Source organism: Escherichia sp. MOD1-EC5990 (assembly GCF_002965285.1).
GTDB lineage: Bacteria > Pseudomonadota > Gammaproteobacteria > Enterobacterales > Enterobacteriaceae > Escherichia > Escherichia coli_F.
This window is the reverse complement of sequence record NZ_PTRV01000015.1, coordinates 60385-75616: the sequence shown is the minus strand read 5'-3', so window position 1 is coordinate 75616 and position 15232 is coordinate 60385. Positions and strand designations below refer to the sequence as shown.

14 protein-coding genes are annotated in these 15232 nt (G+C 54.3%); 9 read left to right on the top strand and 5 right to left on the bottom strand.

The features are described from left to right. Positions 1-200: 200 nt before the first annotated feature. A complete protein-coding gene (gene wzz(fepE), locus BEB42_RS17420) occupies positions 201-1334 on the top strand; it encodes an LPS O-antigen length regulator Wzz(fepE) (protein WP_000096733.1) in 1134 nt (377 codons plus the stop codon). Here wzz(fepE) and fepC read toward each other — a convergent pair. Genes fepC through fepD form a run of 3 tightly spaced genes read right to left on the bottom strand, consistent with a single transcriptional unit; the run spans position 1331 to position 4136 of the window. Then, positions 1331-2146: an iron-enterobactin ABC transporter ATP-binding protein gene (gene fepC / locus BEB42_RS17415; RefSeq protein ID WP_000140629.1), complete on the bottom strand. Its 816-nt coding sequence runs from the start codon at positions 2144-2146 to the stop codon at positions 1331-1333. The two genes, wzz(fepE) and fepC, sit on opposite strands and share 4 nt — an antisense overlap. Beyond that, positions 2143-3135, bottom strand: coding sequence for an iron-enterobactin ABC transporter permease (gene fepG, locus BEB42_RS17410; protein ID WP_000640941.1), 993 nt, complete (start codon positions 3133-3135; stop codon positions 2143-2145). The genes fepC and fepG overlap by 4 nt, the downstream gene beginning before the upstream one ends. Further along, positions 3132-4136: a Fe(3+)-siderophore ABC transporter permease gene (gene fepD / locus BEB42_RS17405; RefSeq protein ID WP_001295314.1), complete on the bottom strand. Its 1005-nt coding sequence runs from the start codon at positions 4134-4136 to the stop codon at positions 3132-3134. The genes fepG and fepD overlap by 4 nt, the downstream gene beginning before the upstream one ends. Before the next feature lie 110 nt (positions 4137-4246). On the opposite strand from fepD, the gene entS reads away from it, so the two are divergent. Further along, the gene (entS, locus tag BEB42_RS17400; RefSeq protein ID WP_001041797.1) at positions 4247-5497 is read left to right on the top strand and encodes an enterobactin transporter EntS; all 1251 of its coding nucleotides are present in this window, start codon (positions 4247-4249) and stop codon (positions 5495-5497) included. A 3-nt stretch (positions 5498-5500) separates the two neighbouring features. On the opposite strand, the gene fepB is transcribed toward entS, so the two are convergent. Beyond that, positions 5501-6457 (bottom strand): Fe2+-enterobactin ABC transporter substrate-binding protein, encoded by a 957-nt coding sequence (fepB, locus tag BEB42_RS17395; RefSeq protein WP_001234298.1) that lies wholly within the window; start codon positions 6455-6457, stop codon positions 5501-5503. Positions 6458-6645: 188 nt separating this feature from the next. On the opposite strand from fepB, the gene entC reads away from it, so the two are divergent. From entC to BEB42_RS17360, 7 genes are all read left to right on the top strand, one after another. Next, complete coding sequence (entC, locus tag BEB42_RS17390) at positions 6646-7821, top strand: isochorismate synthase EntC (protein WP_001353366.1); 1176 nt, start codon at positions 6646-6648, stop codon at positions 7819-7821. 9 nt (positions 7822-7830) lie between these two features. Continuing rightward, complete coding sequence (gene entE / locus BEB42_RS17385) at positions 7831-9441, top strand: (2,3-dihydroxybenzoyl)adenylate synthase EntE (RefSeq protein WP_000026819.1); 1611 nt, start codon at positions 7831-7833, stop codon at positions 9439-9441. 13 nt (positions 9442-9454) lie between these two features. After that, positions 9455-10312, top strand: coding sequence for an enterobactin biosynthesis bifunctional isochorismatase/aryl carrier protein EntB (gene entB / locus BEB42_RS17380; protein ID WP_001007152.1), 858 nt, complete (start codon positions 9455-9457; stop codon positions 10310-10312). Next, complete coding sequence (gene entA, locus BEB42_RS17375) at positions 10312-11058, top strand: 2,3-dihydro-2,3-dihydroxybenzoate dehydrogenase EntA (protein ID WP_000347645.1); 747 nt, start codon at positions 10312-10314, stop codon at positions 11056-11058. Before entB ends, entA begins: the two co-directional genes overlap by 1 nt. 2 nt (positions 11059-11060) lie before the next feature. Next, positions 11061-11474 carry a proofreading thioesterase EntH gene (gene entH / locus BEB42_RS17370; protein WP_000637946.1) on the top strand — a complete coding sequence of 138 codons (414 nt, stop codon included), beginning with the start codon at positions 11061-11063 and terminating at the stop codon, positions 11472-11474. A 180-nt stretch (positions 11475-11654) separates the two neighbouring features. Next, complete coding sequence (cstA, locus tag BEB42_RS17365) at positions 11655-13760, top strand: pyruvate/proton symporter CstA (protein ID WP_001043156.1); 2106 nt, start codon at positions 11655-11657, stop codon at positions 13758-13760. Positions 13761-13901: 141 nt separating this feature from the next. Further along, positions 13902-14099, top strand: coding sequence for a YbdD/YjiX family protein (locus BEB42_RS17360; RefSeq protein WP_000460431.1), 198 nt, complete (start codon positions 13902-13904; stop codon positions 14097-14099). 9 nt (positions 14100-14108) lie between these two features. Here the strand turns inward: BEB42_RS17360 and hcxA are convergent, their stop codons facing one another. Next, the gene (gene hcxA, locus BEB42_RS17355; protein ID WP_105267479.1) at positions 14109-15197 is read right to left on the bottom strand and encodes a hydroxycarboxylate dehydrogenase HcxA; all 1089 of its coding nucleotides are present in this window, start codon (positions 15195-15197) and stop codon (positions 14109-14111) included. Between the last annotated feature and the right edge of the window lie 35 nt (positions 15198-15232).

Sequence of the window (15232 nt, the reverse complement as noted above, 5' to 3'; positions counted from 1 at the left end):
TAAACCCATAATTACAATAAATGATTATGGGTTTATTATTTATTTAATTTATCAATTTAACGGATATTTCTCTGAAATAGAGTGAATGTTGCATTCAGTGGGAGGAATTTACAAACTTCAGCTTCGGATAAATCTCACCAACTGGTAAAGTGGGGGCCGTGGAGATTTACTCTTATTGGACCCATTTCAGGTTATACCGCATGTCATCACTGAATATTAAACAGGGAAGTGACGCTCATTTCCCCGAGTATCCTCTGGCGTCGCCCAGTAATAATGAAATTGATTTACTTAATCTAATCGGCGTTTTATGGCGAGCAAAAAAAACGGTCATGGCGGTCGTTTTTGCGTTTGCCTGCACAGGATTGCTGATCTCTTTCATCCTGCCGCAAAAATGGACCAGCTCTGCCGTCATTACTCCCGCTGAGGCTATTCAGTGGCAGGACCTCGAGAAAAACTTTACTAAACTGCGCGTTCTGGATCTTGATGTTAATCTCGATCGTAATGGAGTATTTAATCTATTTATCAAGAAGTTTCAGTCTATTAGCTTACTGGAAGAGTACCTGCGCTCATCACCTTATGTGATGGACCAATTAAAAGAGGCGAAAATCGACGAACTGGATTTGCATCGCGCAATTGTCGCATTGAGCGAAAAAATGAAAGCGGTTGATGACAATGCCAGTAAGAAAAAAGATGAACCGTCACTGTATACCTCCTGGACGCTAAGTTTTACCGCGCCAACCAGTGAAGAGGCGCAGACCGTTTTGAGCGGGTATATCGATTATATCTCTGCGTTGGTGGTGAAAGAGTCGCTAGAAAACGTCCGTAATAAACTGGAAATCAAAACCCAGTTTGAAAAAGAAAAACTGGCTCAGGATCGCATTAAAACGAAAAACCAACTTGATGCAAACATTCAGCGCCTCAATTATTCACTCGACATTGCCAACGCGGCAGGAATTAAAAAGCCCGTTTATAGCAATGGTCAGGCAGTTAAAGATGACCCCGACTTTTCTATTTCTCTCGGCGCAGACGGTATTGAACGTAAACTGGAAATTGAAAAAGCGGTCACTGACGTTGCGGAGCTGAATGGTGAATTACGTAATCGTCAGTATCTAGTCGAGCAATTAACAAAAACAAATGTCAACGATGTGAATTTTACGCCGTTTAAATATCAGTTGCGTCCGTCATTACCGGTAAAAAAAGACGGTCCGGGTAAGGCGATTATCGTGATCCTTTCTGCGTTGATCGGCGGTATGGTGGCTTGTGGTAGCGTGCTGTTGCGCCATGCCATGGCATCCAGAAAACAGGATGCCATGATGGCAGACCACTTAGTTTAAATCTTCGCGGTTGAAGGTGCCGTTCGTCCGAGCGGCACCACAAGCGGAGTTCCGGCTACCGGATCGTCAATGATCATGCAACGCAAACCATAAATACGCTCGATCAATTCAGCAGTGACAATCTCTTTCGGTGCTCCCTGAGCGACAATTTTCCCTTCACGTAATGCAATCAAATGACTAGCGTACCGACAGGCCTGATTAAGATCGTGCAGTACCGCCGCCAGGGTATAGCCTTTCTCGCGGTTCAGTTCGCTTAACAATTCCAGCAAATCAATCTGATGACTGATATCCAGCCAGGTGGTGGGTTCGTCGAGTAGCATAATTGCCGTTTCCTGGGCCAGCACCATCGCGATCCACGCTCGCTGACGTTGCCCACCGGAGAGGGTATCAACGCTTTGATTTGCCAGATGAGTTATTCCTGTGGCCTGCATCGCTTTCGTTACCGCTTCTTCATCTTCTTTACGCCAGCGGGTAAACAGCGGTTGATGCGGGTAACGCCCGCGCGCTACTAACTCCTGCACGGTGATATCTCCCGGCGTGGTGGCGTTTTGCGCCAGTAAACCAATCCGGCGTGCGACCTCTTTACTGGCGTAATGTTGAATGTGCTCGCCATCCAGCCAGACATGCCCGTGAGCAGGCGTCATCAGGCGGCTTAAGGTACGCAGTAACGTGGATTTACCGCAGCCATTTGGCCCGATAATTGCCGTGAAGTGACCATCAGGAATTTCTACAGTCAGATTTTCCGCAACGATATATTTGCCATATCCGAGGGTTAACTGTTCGCCGCGCAAACGGGCTACTGATTCGGTCATTTTTTGCGAGACTCCTGAATTAACAAGACGATAAGGTAAATACCGCCGAGGCTGACGGTAACGACGCCAACCGGAAGTTGATACGGCATAAACAGTTGCTGAGCACAGAGATCGGCTGCCAGCAGTAACAGCGCACCGCACAGCGCCGCCTGGGTTAGCCCCCAGCGAGCGGTGCCGCTGATGCGGCGGGCAATGTGTGGCGCGACTAAAGCAATAAAGGAAATCGGTCCGGCAAGGGCCGTTGCTGCAGCGGTAAGCACCACCGCCACCAGCATCATTAACAGCCGTGAACGTTCGACGCTGACGCCTAACGCACACGCGGTGTCATCACCCATCTCCAGCAAGCGCATCCGCCTTACCAGTAAGGCGGCGGCAATTAGCATCAATATAATGATGGGCGCGGAGGGCGAGGTTTTTGCCCACGTCAGGCCATTGAGCGATCCGGCATTCCACAAACCCGCTGTTAACGCCGTTTCTAAAGACGCTTTCAGCAACAGCCAGGTATTAAAGGCCACCAGCATGGCGCGAACGCCGATGCCGATAATAATCAACCGAAAGGTGTCGATACCGTTACGCCAGGCAAGCAACCAGACCAGCAGCGAAGTGATAATGCCGCCCGCCATTGCTGCCAGCGCGATAGCCGTCAGGTCCTGACCAAACAGCACCATCGCCACCAGCACGCCGCTCCACGCTCCGGTGTTAAAGCCCATTACGTCAGGGCTGCCGAGTGGGTTACGCATCAACGACTGAAAAATCGCGCCGCTGACGCCCAGTGCCGCACCAATCAACAGTGCCATTAGTACCCGCGGTAAACGCCATTCGGTGACCACCATTGTCATACTGCGCGGCGCGTCACCCATCAGCGCGGCAAATACCTGAGAGGTTTCCAGCGTGACGGCACCGCTGCGTAATCCCCACACGCTTGCCATCACACAAGCTATTAGCAACAGCAGACAGGTGATAATTAATCGACGAGAGACGTAAATCATGCGCCACCTCGCGTTTTACGTCGTACAAGGAAGATCAGCACTGGTGCGCCAATAAAGGCACTGACTACAGAAACGCGCAGTTCGCCGGGAACAATCACCCGCCCGATAATATCGGCAAACAGCAGCAGGGCAGGTGTGGCGAGCAGCGTGACGGGCAGCGACCAGCGATGATCGGCACCTACCAGCCAGCGCGCCATATGCGGCATCATCAGGCCAATAAAGGCAATCGGGCCAACTACCGCCGTCGCACTACCACAAAGCACGGTAATCGCCAGTAGGCCAATCAACTGCGTGCGTGCTACGCGACTGCCCAGCGCCGTCGCGGTGTCACTGCCGAGGCTTAAACTGTTCAGTGCGCGGCTCAGTAATAGCGCAGTTGCTCCGGCGATCAGCACCGGGATCAGCACCACTTTTAAGGTGTGTAAATTACGAATATCCAGCGAACCGGCTTGCCAGAAACGCAGTTGATCGTAGACGTCGGGATTAAGCAGGGCGATGCCGCTGGTCAGCCCTTCCAGCACCGCCGCCAGTGCCACGCCCGCCAGGGTTAAACGCACCGGACTTAACTGCCCGCCGCCCTGGCTGCCGGTAAAGGCAACAATCAACGAGGCCACCAGCGCCCCGGCGAAGGCCATCGCCAGTTGTTCCTGCGCGGATGAGTAACCAAACAGCGCCGCGCCCAGCACAATGGCAAAGCTGGCTCCGGCGTTCACGCCAAGCAAGCCGGGGTCGGCAAGTGGGTTTCGGGTGAGGGTTTGCATTAACGCCCCGGCAAGGCCAAGCGCGCCGCCTGCCAGTAAACCGGCAAGGGTACGCGGCAGTCGCGCGTCGAGCACGATGGTGCAGTCGGCGCTCTGGCAGGTGCCGGAGAGGGCCTCCAGCACTACGGAAGCGGGGAGTGATTTTGCTCCAATGAGCAGGCTTAATGCCGTCGCGATAATCAGTAATAACAGCAATCCGGGCACGGCAATGGCGCGTGTCACGGCAACAGAACCAGACATACGAACTTCCATGATAATGAAATTAATTATCGTTATCGATCTTATTTGGATATGTTAGCATGTGCAGCCTAAGAATAGGTATTTAAAATATTTGATGGCAAGGCATTGTAATGAATAAACAATCCTGGCTGCTTAACCTCAGCCTGTTGAAAACGCACCCGGCGTTTCGCGCAGTATTCCTCGCTCGTTTTATCTCTATTGTTTCTCTGGGTTTGCTCGGCGTCGCGGTGCCAGTGCAGATCCAGATGATGACGCATTCTACCTGGCAGGTGGGGCTTTCGGTGACGCTGACCGGCGGGGCGATGTTTGTCGGCTTGATGGTCGGCGGTGTGCTGGCGGATCGCTATGAGCGCAAAAAAGTGATTTTGCTGGCGCGCGGCACCTGTGGCATTGGCTTCATTGGTCTGTGCCTGAACGCGTTGCTGCCGGAGCCGTCTTTGCTGGCAATCTATTTACTCGGATTATGGGATGGCTTTTTCGCGTCACTTGGCGTTACGGCGCTGCTGGCGGCGACTCCGGCATTAGTTGGGCGTGAAAATTTAATGCAGGCCGGGGCAATCACCATGTTGACTGTGCGGCTGGGATCGGTAATTTCGCCCATGATTGGCGGCTTACTGCTGGCGACTGGCGGCGTAGCCTGGAACTACGGGCTGGCGGCGGCGGGCACGTTTATTACCTTGCTGCCATTGTTAAGCCTTCCGGCGCTACCTCCGCCACCGCAACCGCGTGAGCATCCGTTGAAATCATTACTGGCAGGATTTCGTTTTCTGCTTGCCAGCCCGCTGGTGGGAGGGATTGCGTTGCTGGGTGGTTTATTGACGATGGCGAGCGCGGTACGGGTACTGTATCCGGCGCTGGCTGGCAACTGGCAGATGTCGGCGGCACAGATTGGTTTTCTCTATGCGGCGATCCCGCTCGGTGCAGCTATTGGCGCGTTAACCAGCGGGAAGCTGGCACATAGCGCGCGACCAGGGTTATTGATGCTGCTCTCCACGCTGGGATCGTTCCTCGCCATTGGTTTGTTTGGCCTGATGCCGATGTGGATTTTAGGCGTGGTTTGCCTGGCGCTGTTCGGCTGGCTGAGCGCGGTTAGTTCGTTGCTGCAATACACAATGCTGCAAACGCAAACCCCGGAAGCGATGTTAGGGCGGATTAACGGTTTGTGGACGGCACAAAACGTGACGGGCGATGCTATAGGCGCAGCGCTGTTGGGCGGTCTGGGAGCGATGATGACGCCGGTGGCCTCCGCAAGCGCGAGTGGTTTTGGTTTGTTGATTATCGGCGTGTTGTTGTTGCTGGTACTGGTGGAGTTGCGTCGTTTTCGCCAGACGCCGCCGCAGGTGACAGCGTCTGACAGTTAATGCTTAGAACAGCGCCTTAAGCCGATCCAGCACTTGCATGGCGCTGTAGTAATCCAGTCGGAACGTCTCGGTTCCCAGCGCATAAACCTGCTTGTTTTGTACTGCAGGCAGGTGCGCGAGCAGTGGATTGGCATAAATCGCATCGGCGTCTTTCTGATCACCGGCGAACAGGAATAGCGACTCGCCATTTAACCCTGCCGCCAGATTTTCCCCACCAAGCTGAATGATGTCATGGCGTTTGCCCTGGCTTTGGCTGGCGTTTAAGCCTGCGGGCAACCTGGCCAGCGTAAAGCCGAGTTGTTCCAGCATCTGCCCTTGTGCTGATTCAGCTGTCCAGAGATTGGCACTGTGCGCGGCGGCGGTATAGACAATGGCAGTGACCGGCTGCGGCGGTAATTTGATTTGCTCTTTCGCCGCCGTCAGTTGCTTATCAAACTGTGCAATCCGCTCTGCCGCTTGTTTCTCATGCCCGGTAATTTCGCCAAGTTGCGTTAACAGCGACTGCCAGCTTTTATCGTCGTAATTGATGATTAACGTTGGTGCGATAGTGGAAAGCTGATCGTATAGCGCCAGCGCTGAATCGCCGCCGGTCGCGCTAATTAAAATCAGATCTGGCATTTGTGCGGCTACTGCTTCGGCGTTCGGTTCGCCGATATAGAGACGTTGCAGTTTGCGTTCTTTCGCTACCTTGCTCCACTGGCGTAAAAAACCCTGGTCATCCGCTACGCGGTTATTCGGCGTGGTCGCGCCGCTGGCGATCACTGGTGCATCAATCGCCAGCAGTGAGCCGGTCAAGGTGACGCTGGTGGAAACAATACGTTGCGGCTGGCTTTCCAGGGTATGAGTACCACGACTGTCAGTAATCTGACGCGGCCAGTCGGCAGCCTGAACTGCGGATATTCCTGAAAGCAAAATTCCGGTTAAAAGAAGGGCGTTGCGGTAGAGCGGGGCGAGTCTCACAAATCAGCTTCCTGTTATTAATGAAGTTAATGCTTCTCATTTTCATTGTAACCACAAGCAGATGCAACCCCGACTTGCAGATTGCGTTACCTCAAGAGTTGACATAGTGCTCGTTTGCTTTTAGGTTAGCGACCGAAAATATAAATGATAATCATTATTAAAGCCTTTATCATTTTGTGGAGGATGATATGGATACGTCACTGGCTGAGGAAGTACAGCAGACCATGGCAACACTTGCGCCCAATCGCTTTTTCTTTATGTCGCCGTACCGCAGTTTTACGACGTCAGGATGTTTCGCCCGCTTCGATGAACCAGCTGTGAACGGGGATTCGCCAGACAGTCCCTTCCAGCAAAAACTCGCCGCACTGTTTGCCGATGCCAAAGCTCAGGGCATTAAAAATCCGGTGATGGTTGGGGCGATTCCCTTCGATCCACGTCAGCCTTCGTCGCTGTATATTCCCGAATCCTGGCAGTCGTTCTCCCGGCTGGAAAAACAGACTTCAGCCCGCCGTTTCACCCGCAGCCAGTCGCTGAACGTGGTGGAACGTCAGGCAATTCCTGAACAAGCTACGTTTGAACAGATGGTTGCCCGCGCCGCCGCACTTACCGCCACGCCGCAAGTCGACAAAGTGGTGTTGTCACGGTTGATTGATATCACCACTGACGCCGCCATTGATAGTGGCGTATTGATGGAACGGTTGATTGCGCAAAACCCGGTTAGTTACAACTTCCATGTGCCGTTAGCTGATGGTGGCGTCCTGCTGGGAGCCAGCCCGGAACTGCTGCTGCGTAAAGACGGCGAGCGTTTTAGCTCCATTCCGTTAGCCGGTTCCGCGCGTCGTCAGCCGGATGACGTGCTTGATCGCGAAGCGGGTAATCGTCTGCTGGCGTCAGAAAAAGATCGCCATGAACATGAACTGGTGACTCAGGCGATGAAAGAGGTACTGCGCGAACGCAGTAGTGAGTTACACGTTCCATCCTCCCCACAATTGATCACCACGCCGACGCTGTGGCATCTCGCAACACCCTTTGAAGGCAAAGCGAATTCGCAAGAAAACGCACTGACTCTGGCCTGTCTGCTGCATCCGACCCCCGCGCTGAGCGGTTTCCCGCATCAGGCCGCGACCCAGGTGATTGCTGAGCTGGAACCGTTCGACCGCGAACTGTTTGGCGGCATTGTCGGTTGGTGTGACAGCGAAGGTAACGGCGAGTGGGTGGTGACCATCCGCTGCGCGAAGCTGCGGGAAAATCAGGTGCGTCTGTTTGCCGGAGCGGGGATTGTGCCTGCGTCCTCACCGTTGGGTGAATGGCGCGAAACGGGCGTCAAACTTTCTACCATGTTGAACGTTTTTGGATTGCATTAAGGAGCGAGGATGAGCATTCCATTCACCCGCTGGCCGGAAGAGTTTGCCCGTCGCTATCGGGAAAAAGGCTACTGGCAGGATTTGCCGCTGACCGACATTCTGACCCGTCATGCCGCAAGCGACAGCATCGCGGTCATCGACGGCGAGCGTCAGTTGAGTTACCGGGAACTGAATCAGGCGGCGGATAATCTCGCCTGTAGCTTGCGTCGTCAGGGCATTAAACCCGGTGAAACCGCACTGGTACAACTGGGTAACGTCGCTGAATTGTATATTACCTTTTTTGCGCTGTTAAAACTGGGCGTTGCACCGGTGCTGGCGCTGTTCAGCCATCAGCGTAGTGAACTGAACGCCTATGCCAGCCAGATTAAACCGGTGTTACTGATTGCCGATCGCCAGCATGCGCTATTTAGCGGGGATGACTTCCTTAATACGTTTGTTGCAGAGCACTCCTCCATTCGCGTGGTGCAACTGCTGAACGATAGCGGCGAACATAACTTGCAGGATGCGATTAACCATCCGGCAGAGGATTTTATTGCCACACCGTCACCTGCCGATGAAGTGGCCTATTTTCAGCTTTCCGGCGGAACCACCGGTACACCGAAACTGATCCCACGCACTCACAATGACTATTACTACAGCGTACGTCGTAGCGTCGAGATTTGTCAGTTCACGCAACAGACACGCTACCTGTGCGCGATTCCTGCGGCTCACAACTACGCCATGAGTTCGCCAGGATCGCTGGGCGTCTTTCTCGCTGGCGGCACGGTCGTTCTGGCTGCCGACCCTAGCGCCACGCTCTGCTTCCCATTGATTGCAAAACATCAGGTGAACGTCACCGCGCTGGTGCCACCAGCAGTCAGCCTGTGGTTACAGGCGCTGACCGAAGGTGAAAGCCGGGCGCAGCTTGCCTCGCTGAAACTGTTACAGGTCGGTGGCGCACGTCTTTCTGCCACGCTTGCGGCGCGTATTCCCGCAGAGATTGGCTGCCAGTTACAGCAGGTATTCGGCATGGCGGAAGGGCTGGTGAACTACACCCGTCTTGATGATAGCGCGGAGAAAATTATCCATACCCAGGGCTATCCAATGTGTCCGGATGATGAAGTGTGGGTTGCCGATGCTGACGGAAATCCACTGCCGCAAGGGGAGGTTGGACGCCTGATGACGCGCGGGCCGTACACCTTCCGCGGCTATTACAAAAGTCCACAGCACAATGCCAGCGCCTTTGATGCCAACGGTTTTTACTGTTCCGGCGATCTGATCTCTATTGATCCAGAGGGGTACATCACCGTGCAGGGGCGCGAGAAAGATCAGATCAACCGTGGCGGCGAGAAGATCGCTGCCGAAGAGATCGAAAACCTGTTACTGCGCCATCCGGCGGTGATCTACGCCGCCCTGGTGAGTATGGAAGATGAGCTGATGGGCGAAAAAAGCTGTGCTTATCTGGTGGTAAAAGAACCACTGCGTGCGGTACAGGTGCGTCGTTTCCTGCGTGAACAGGGTATTGCCGAATTTAAATTACCGGATCGCGTGGAGTGCGTAGATTCACTTCCGCTGACGGCGGTCGGGAAAGTCGATAAAAAACAATTACGTCAGTGGCTGGCGTCACGCGCATCAGCCTGAAGGAGAGAACACGATGGCTATTCCAAAATTACAGGCTTACGCACTGCCGGAGTCTCACGATATTCCGCAGAATAAAGTCAACTGGGCCTTTGAGCCGCAACGTGCCGCGTTGTTAATCCATGATATGCAGGACTATTTTGTCAGCTTCTGGGGCGAGAACTGTCCGATGATGGAGCAGGTGATCGCGAATATTGCGGCACTACGCGACTACTGCAAACAGCACAATATCCCGGTTTATTACACCGCCCAGCCGAAAGAGCAGAGCGATGAAGATCGGGCGCTGTTGAATGATATGTGGGGGCCGGGCCTGACCCGTTCACCGGAACAGCAAAAGGTGGTGGATCGCCTGACGCCAGATGCCGACGACACGGTGCTGGTGAAGTGGCGCTACAGCGCGTTTCATCGTTCTCCGCTGGAACAAATGCTCAAAGAGAGTGGACGTAACCAACTGATTATAACCGGGGTGTACGCCCACATTGGCTGTATGACCACCGCAACCGACGCATTTATGCGCGATATTAAACCGTTTATGGTGGCAGATGCGCTGGCCGATTTCAGTCGTGACGAGCATTTGATGTCGCTGAAATATGTAGCCGGGCGCTCTGGCCGGGTGGTGATGACCGAAGAACTATTACCTGCACCGATCCCTTCAACTAAAGCGGCGCTGCGAGAGGTGATCCTGCCGTTGCTGGACGAGTCCGATGAGCCGTTCGATGACGACAACCTGATCGATTACGGTCTGGATTCGGTGCGCATGATGGCGCTGGCGGCGCGCTGGCGCAAAGTGCATGGCGATATCGATTTTGTCATGCTGGCGAAAAATCCGACCATCGATGCCTGGTGGAAGCTACTCTCCCGCGAGGTGAAATGATGGATTTCAGCGGCAAAAATGTCTGGGTAACCGGCGCGGGGAAAGGTATTGGCTACGCCACGGCGCTGGCATTTGTTGAGGCCGGAGCGAAAGTTACAGGTTTTGATCAAGCGTTCACTCTGGAGCAATATCCCTTTGCGACCGAAGTAATGGATGTAGCCGACGCTGCGCAGGTGGCGCAAGTGTGTCAGCGACTGTTAGCGCAAACGGAGCGACTGGACGTGCTGGTCAATGCGGCGGGAATTTTGCGCATGGGCGCGACCGATCAGCTCAGCAAGGAGGACTGGCAGCAGACTTTTGCGGTTAACGTCGGCGGTGCGTTTAACCTGTTCCAGCAGACCATGAACCAGTTTCGTCGTCAGCGGGGCGGGGCGATTGTTACTGTGGCGTCCGACGCCGCACACACGCCGCGTATTGGTATGAGTGCTTACGGTGCGTCGAAAGCGGCGCTGAAAAGCCTGGCGTTGAGCGTCGGGCTGGAACTGGCGGGTAGCGGTGTACGCTGTAATGTGGTTTCCCCGGGGTCCACCGACACCGATATGCAACGCACGCTGTGGGTGAGTGATGACGCCGAAGAGCAGCGTATTCGCGGCTTTAGCGAGCAGTTTAAACTCGGCATTCCACTGGGGAAAATCGCCCGTCCACAAGAGATCGCCAACACGATTTTGTTCCTCGCCTCTGACCTCGCCAGCCATATCACCCTACAGGATATTGTGGTAGATGGCGGCTCAACACTGGGGGCATAAGCATGATCTGGAAACGCCATTTAACGCTCGACGAACTGAACGCCACCAGCGATAACACAATGGTGGCGCATCTTGGAATTGTGTATACCCGTCTGGGCGATGATGTGCTGGAAGCCGAAATGCCGGTTGATACCCGTACTCATCAGCCGTTTGGCCTGCTGCATGGCGGCGCGTCGGCGGCGCTGGCGGAAACCCTGGGATCGATGGCCGGATTTATGATGACTCGCGACGGACAGTGCGTGGTGGGCACGGAGCTTAACGCCACACATCATCGCCCGGTGTCTGAGGGAAAGGTACGCGGCATCTGCCAGCCGCTGCATCTTGGGCGGCAAAATCAGAGCTGGGAAATCGTTGTTTTCGATGAACAGGGGCGGCGTTGCTGCACTTGCCGGCTGGGTACGGCGGTTTTGGGATGAACCCGACAGAATTAAATGAGATTGCAGGAAAACTCAGTTAACGAAGTGATCAAGTTAACATTGTTAAGTTAAATATTGGTTTCAACTCCGATTTACATAGTTGCTGTGTTGTTAAATTGCACAAAGATGTTATAGAAACAAAATGTAACATCTCTATGGACACGCACACGGATAACAACTATGAACAAATCAGGGAAATACCTCGTCTGGACAGTGCTCTCTGTAATGGGAGCATTTGCTCTGGGATACATTGCTTTAAATCGTGGGGAACAGATCAACGCGCTGTGGATTGTGGTGGCGTCGGTCTGTATCTATCTGATCGCTTACCGTTTTTATGGTCTTTATATCGCCAAAAATGTATTGGCGGTTGACCCGACGCGTATGACGCCAGCGGTGCGCCATAACGACGGGCTGGACTATGTGCCGACGGACAAGAAAGTGCTGTTCGGTCACCATTTTGCGGCCATTGCCGGAGCAGGCCCGTTGGTGGGGCCGGTACTGGCAGCGCAAATGGGCTACCTACCGGGGATGATCTGGCTACTTGCCGGGGTGGTTCTCGCCGGTGCGGTGCAGGATTTCATGGTGCTGTTTGTTTCCACGCGCCGTGACGGTCGCTCGCTGGGCGAGCTTGTTAAAGAAGAGATGGGGCCAACCGCCGGGGTGATTGCGCTGGTGGCCTGCTTTATGATCATGGTCATTATTCTTGCAGTACTGGCGATGATCGTGGTGAAAGCCCTGACTCATAGCCCGTGGGGAACGTATACCGTTGCGTTCACCATTCCGCTGGCGCTGTTCATGGGGATTTACCTGCGCTATCTGCGTCCAGGCCGCATTGGGGAAGTGTCGGTGATTGGCCTGGTATTCCTTATTTTCGCCATTATCTCTGGCGGCTGGGTGGCAGAAAGCCCGACCTGGGCACCGTACTTTGACTTTACCGGCGTGCAGCTGACCTGGATGCTGGTGGGTTACGGTTTTGTGGCGGCGGTTCTGCCGGTGTGGTTGCTGCTGGCTCCGCGTGACTACCTCTCTACCTTCCTGAAAATCGGGACTATCGTCGGTCTGGCGGTAGGCATTTTGATTATGCGTCCGACGCTGACCATGCCTGCGCTGACCAAGTTTGTAGATGGCACTGGCCCGGTATGGACCGGTAATCTGTTCCCGTTCCTGTTTATTACTATCGCCTGTGGCGCGGTGTCTGGCTTCCATGCGCTGATCTCTTCCGGCACCACACCGAAGATGCTGGCGAACGAAGGTCAGGCGTGCTTTATCGGCTACGGCGGGATGTTGATGGAATCCTTCGTGGCGATTATGGCACTGGTTTCTGCCTGTATCATCGATCCGGGCGTGTACTTCGCGATGAACAGCCCGATGGCGGTGCTGGCTCCGGCGGGGACGGCGGATGTAGTGGCATCTGCTGCGCAGGTAGTGAGTAGCTGGGGCTTTAGCATTACGCCAGATACGTTAAATCAGATTGCCAGCGAAGTGGGTGAACAGTCGATCATTTCCCGTGCGGGCGGTGCGCCGACCCTGGCGGTGGGGATGGCCTACATTCTGCACGGCGCGCTGGGTGGCATGATGGATGTGGCGTTCTGGTATCACTTCGCCATTCTGTTTGAAGCACTGTTTATTCTGACGGCGGTGGATGCGGGTACGCGTGCTGCGCGCTTTATGTTGCAGGATCTGCTGGGCGTGGTTTCTCCGGGCCTGAAACGGACCGATTCACTGCCTGCTAACCTGCTGGCAACGGCGCTGTGCGTGCTGGCTTGGGGTTACTTTCTGCATCAGGGCGTGGTCGATCCGCTGGGCGGTATTAACACTCTGTGGCCGCTGTTTGGTATTGCCAACCAGATGCTGGCAGGGATGGCGCTGATGCTCTGTGCCGTGGTGTTGTTCAAGATGAAACGTCAACGTTACGCCTGGGTGGCGCTGGTACCAACGGCCTGGCTGCTGATTTGTACCCTGACCGCAGGCTGGCAGAAAGCGTTTAGCCCGGATGCGAAAGTCGGTTTTCTGGCGATTGCTAACAAGTTCCAGGCAATGATCGACAGCGGCAATATTCCGTCGCAGTATACTGAGTCACAACTGGCGCAACTGGTGTTCAACAACCGTCTGGATGCCGGATTAACCATCTTCTTTATGGTGGTTGTGGTGGTTCTGGCGCTGTTCTCGATTAAGACGGCACTGGCAGCATTGAAAGATCCGAAGCCAACGGCGAAAGAAACGCCGTATGAGCCAATGCCGGAAAATGTCGAGGAGATCGTGGCGCAGGCGAAAGGCGCGCACTAAAGTCAGAGTGAGGGGGATGTTGGCGTAGTGCCTGGGGTTCCCCCTCACCCTAACCCTCTCCCCGGTGGGGCGAGGGGACTGACCGAGCGCGTTGATAGCTATTAATGCACTCTCTCAGCAACCTGATTACCGGAGGTATTGATGTTTGATTCACTGGCAAAAGCCGGAAAATATTTAGGTCAGGCGGCGAAGCTGATGATTGGTATGCCTGATTACGACAACTATGTCGAACATATGCGGGTTAACCATCCCGATCAAACGCCGATGACCTACGAGGAGTTTTTCCGTGAGCGGCAGGACGCGCGCTACGGTGGAAAAGGCGGCGCGCGCTGCTGCTAAATTTGTACGTCAGGCTTTAAACGATTCCACTTTTTCGAACGCTGCACGCAACGTATCTGGTGTCAGCGTGACCGGCAGGTAATGAATGGATTCCGCCGGACGCAAGGTGTGCGCAATCACTTTGTCGATCTCTGCCTGATTATTGATATCCACTTCCAGCTCCGCCAGCGTGGTCGGCAGATGAAAACGCTGATACGCCCCGGTTAATTGCGCCAGCACATCATCCTGACCCAGCAAGGCGCTTTGTACCAGAATACCGTAAGCGACTTTGGTGCCGTGGAGAAATTTCTCGGTTTGTGGCAGTACAGTCAGACCGTTATGCACGGCATGGGCCGCCGCCACACGCGTAAAACGATCGCCCAGACCACCGACCATTCCGCCTCCGGCGATAATCGCATCGACCACATCGCAAAATGATTGCGTTAACTGCTGATTTTGCTGATCGGCAAGCGCCTGTTCGCTACTGTTTAACAAGACGTCGCGAATGACCTGCGCATTATTGATTCCCAGCCGCACGGTTAGTGGCAACGTTTCTGGCTGAGGAGCCAGCACCACCGCTTCATACCATTTCGCCAGCGTGTCACCGATTCCTGCCAGCAGATATTCTTGCGGCGCATTGAGGATTATCTCCGGTTCCACCAGCACCATAAAATTGGCGTCGTCAAAAATCTCATAATGTAGCGCCTGTCCGGCATCGTTGTACCAGACAGAGAGTGGTGTCCAGGCAGCGCAGGTAGCGGCAATCGTTGGAACGGCAACAAACGGCAGACCGAGACGGCGGGCGAGGGCTTTCGCGGTGTCGAGCAGTGCGCCGCCGCCGACGCCAATCACCACGCTGCGATCGTCACCGGACTCAGCCGCCAGTTGTTGCACATTGCTTTCACTGCAATGACCGCGAAACAAAATATGCTTTGCTCCTGGCAGTTCAAACGCCGTTGGAAGTTTGGTTTGCGCCGCGGCAAGTGCACGTTCACCGTAGATCCACACTGCGCAAGAAAGCTGTTCATCAGTGAAAAAATCATGCAGGTGATTGAGACTGCCGGGATGAGAAAAGTAGTTAGCAGGGCCAACGACGACGCGGATAGGATTGTGAGGCATGTTGTGTTGTCCTTATTGTTTTATTTAGACATCTA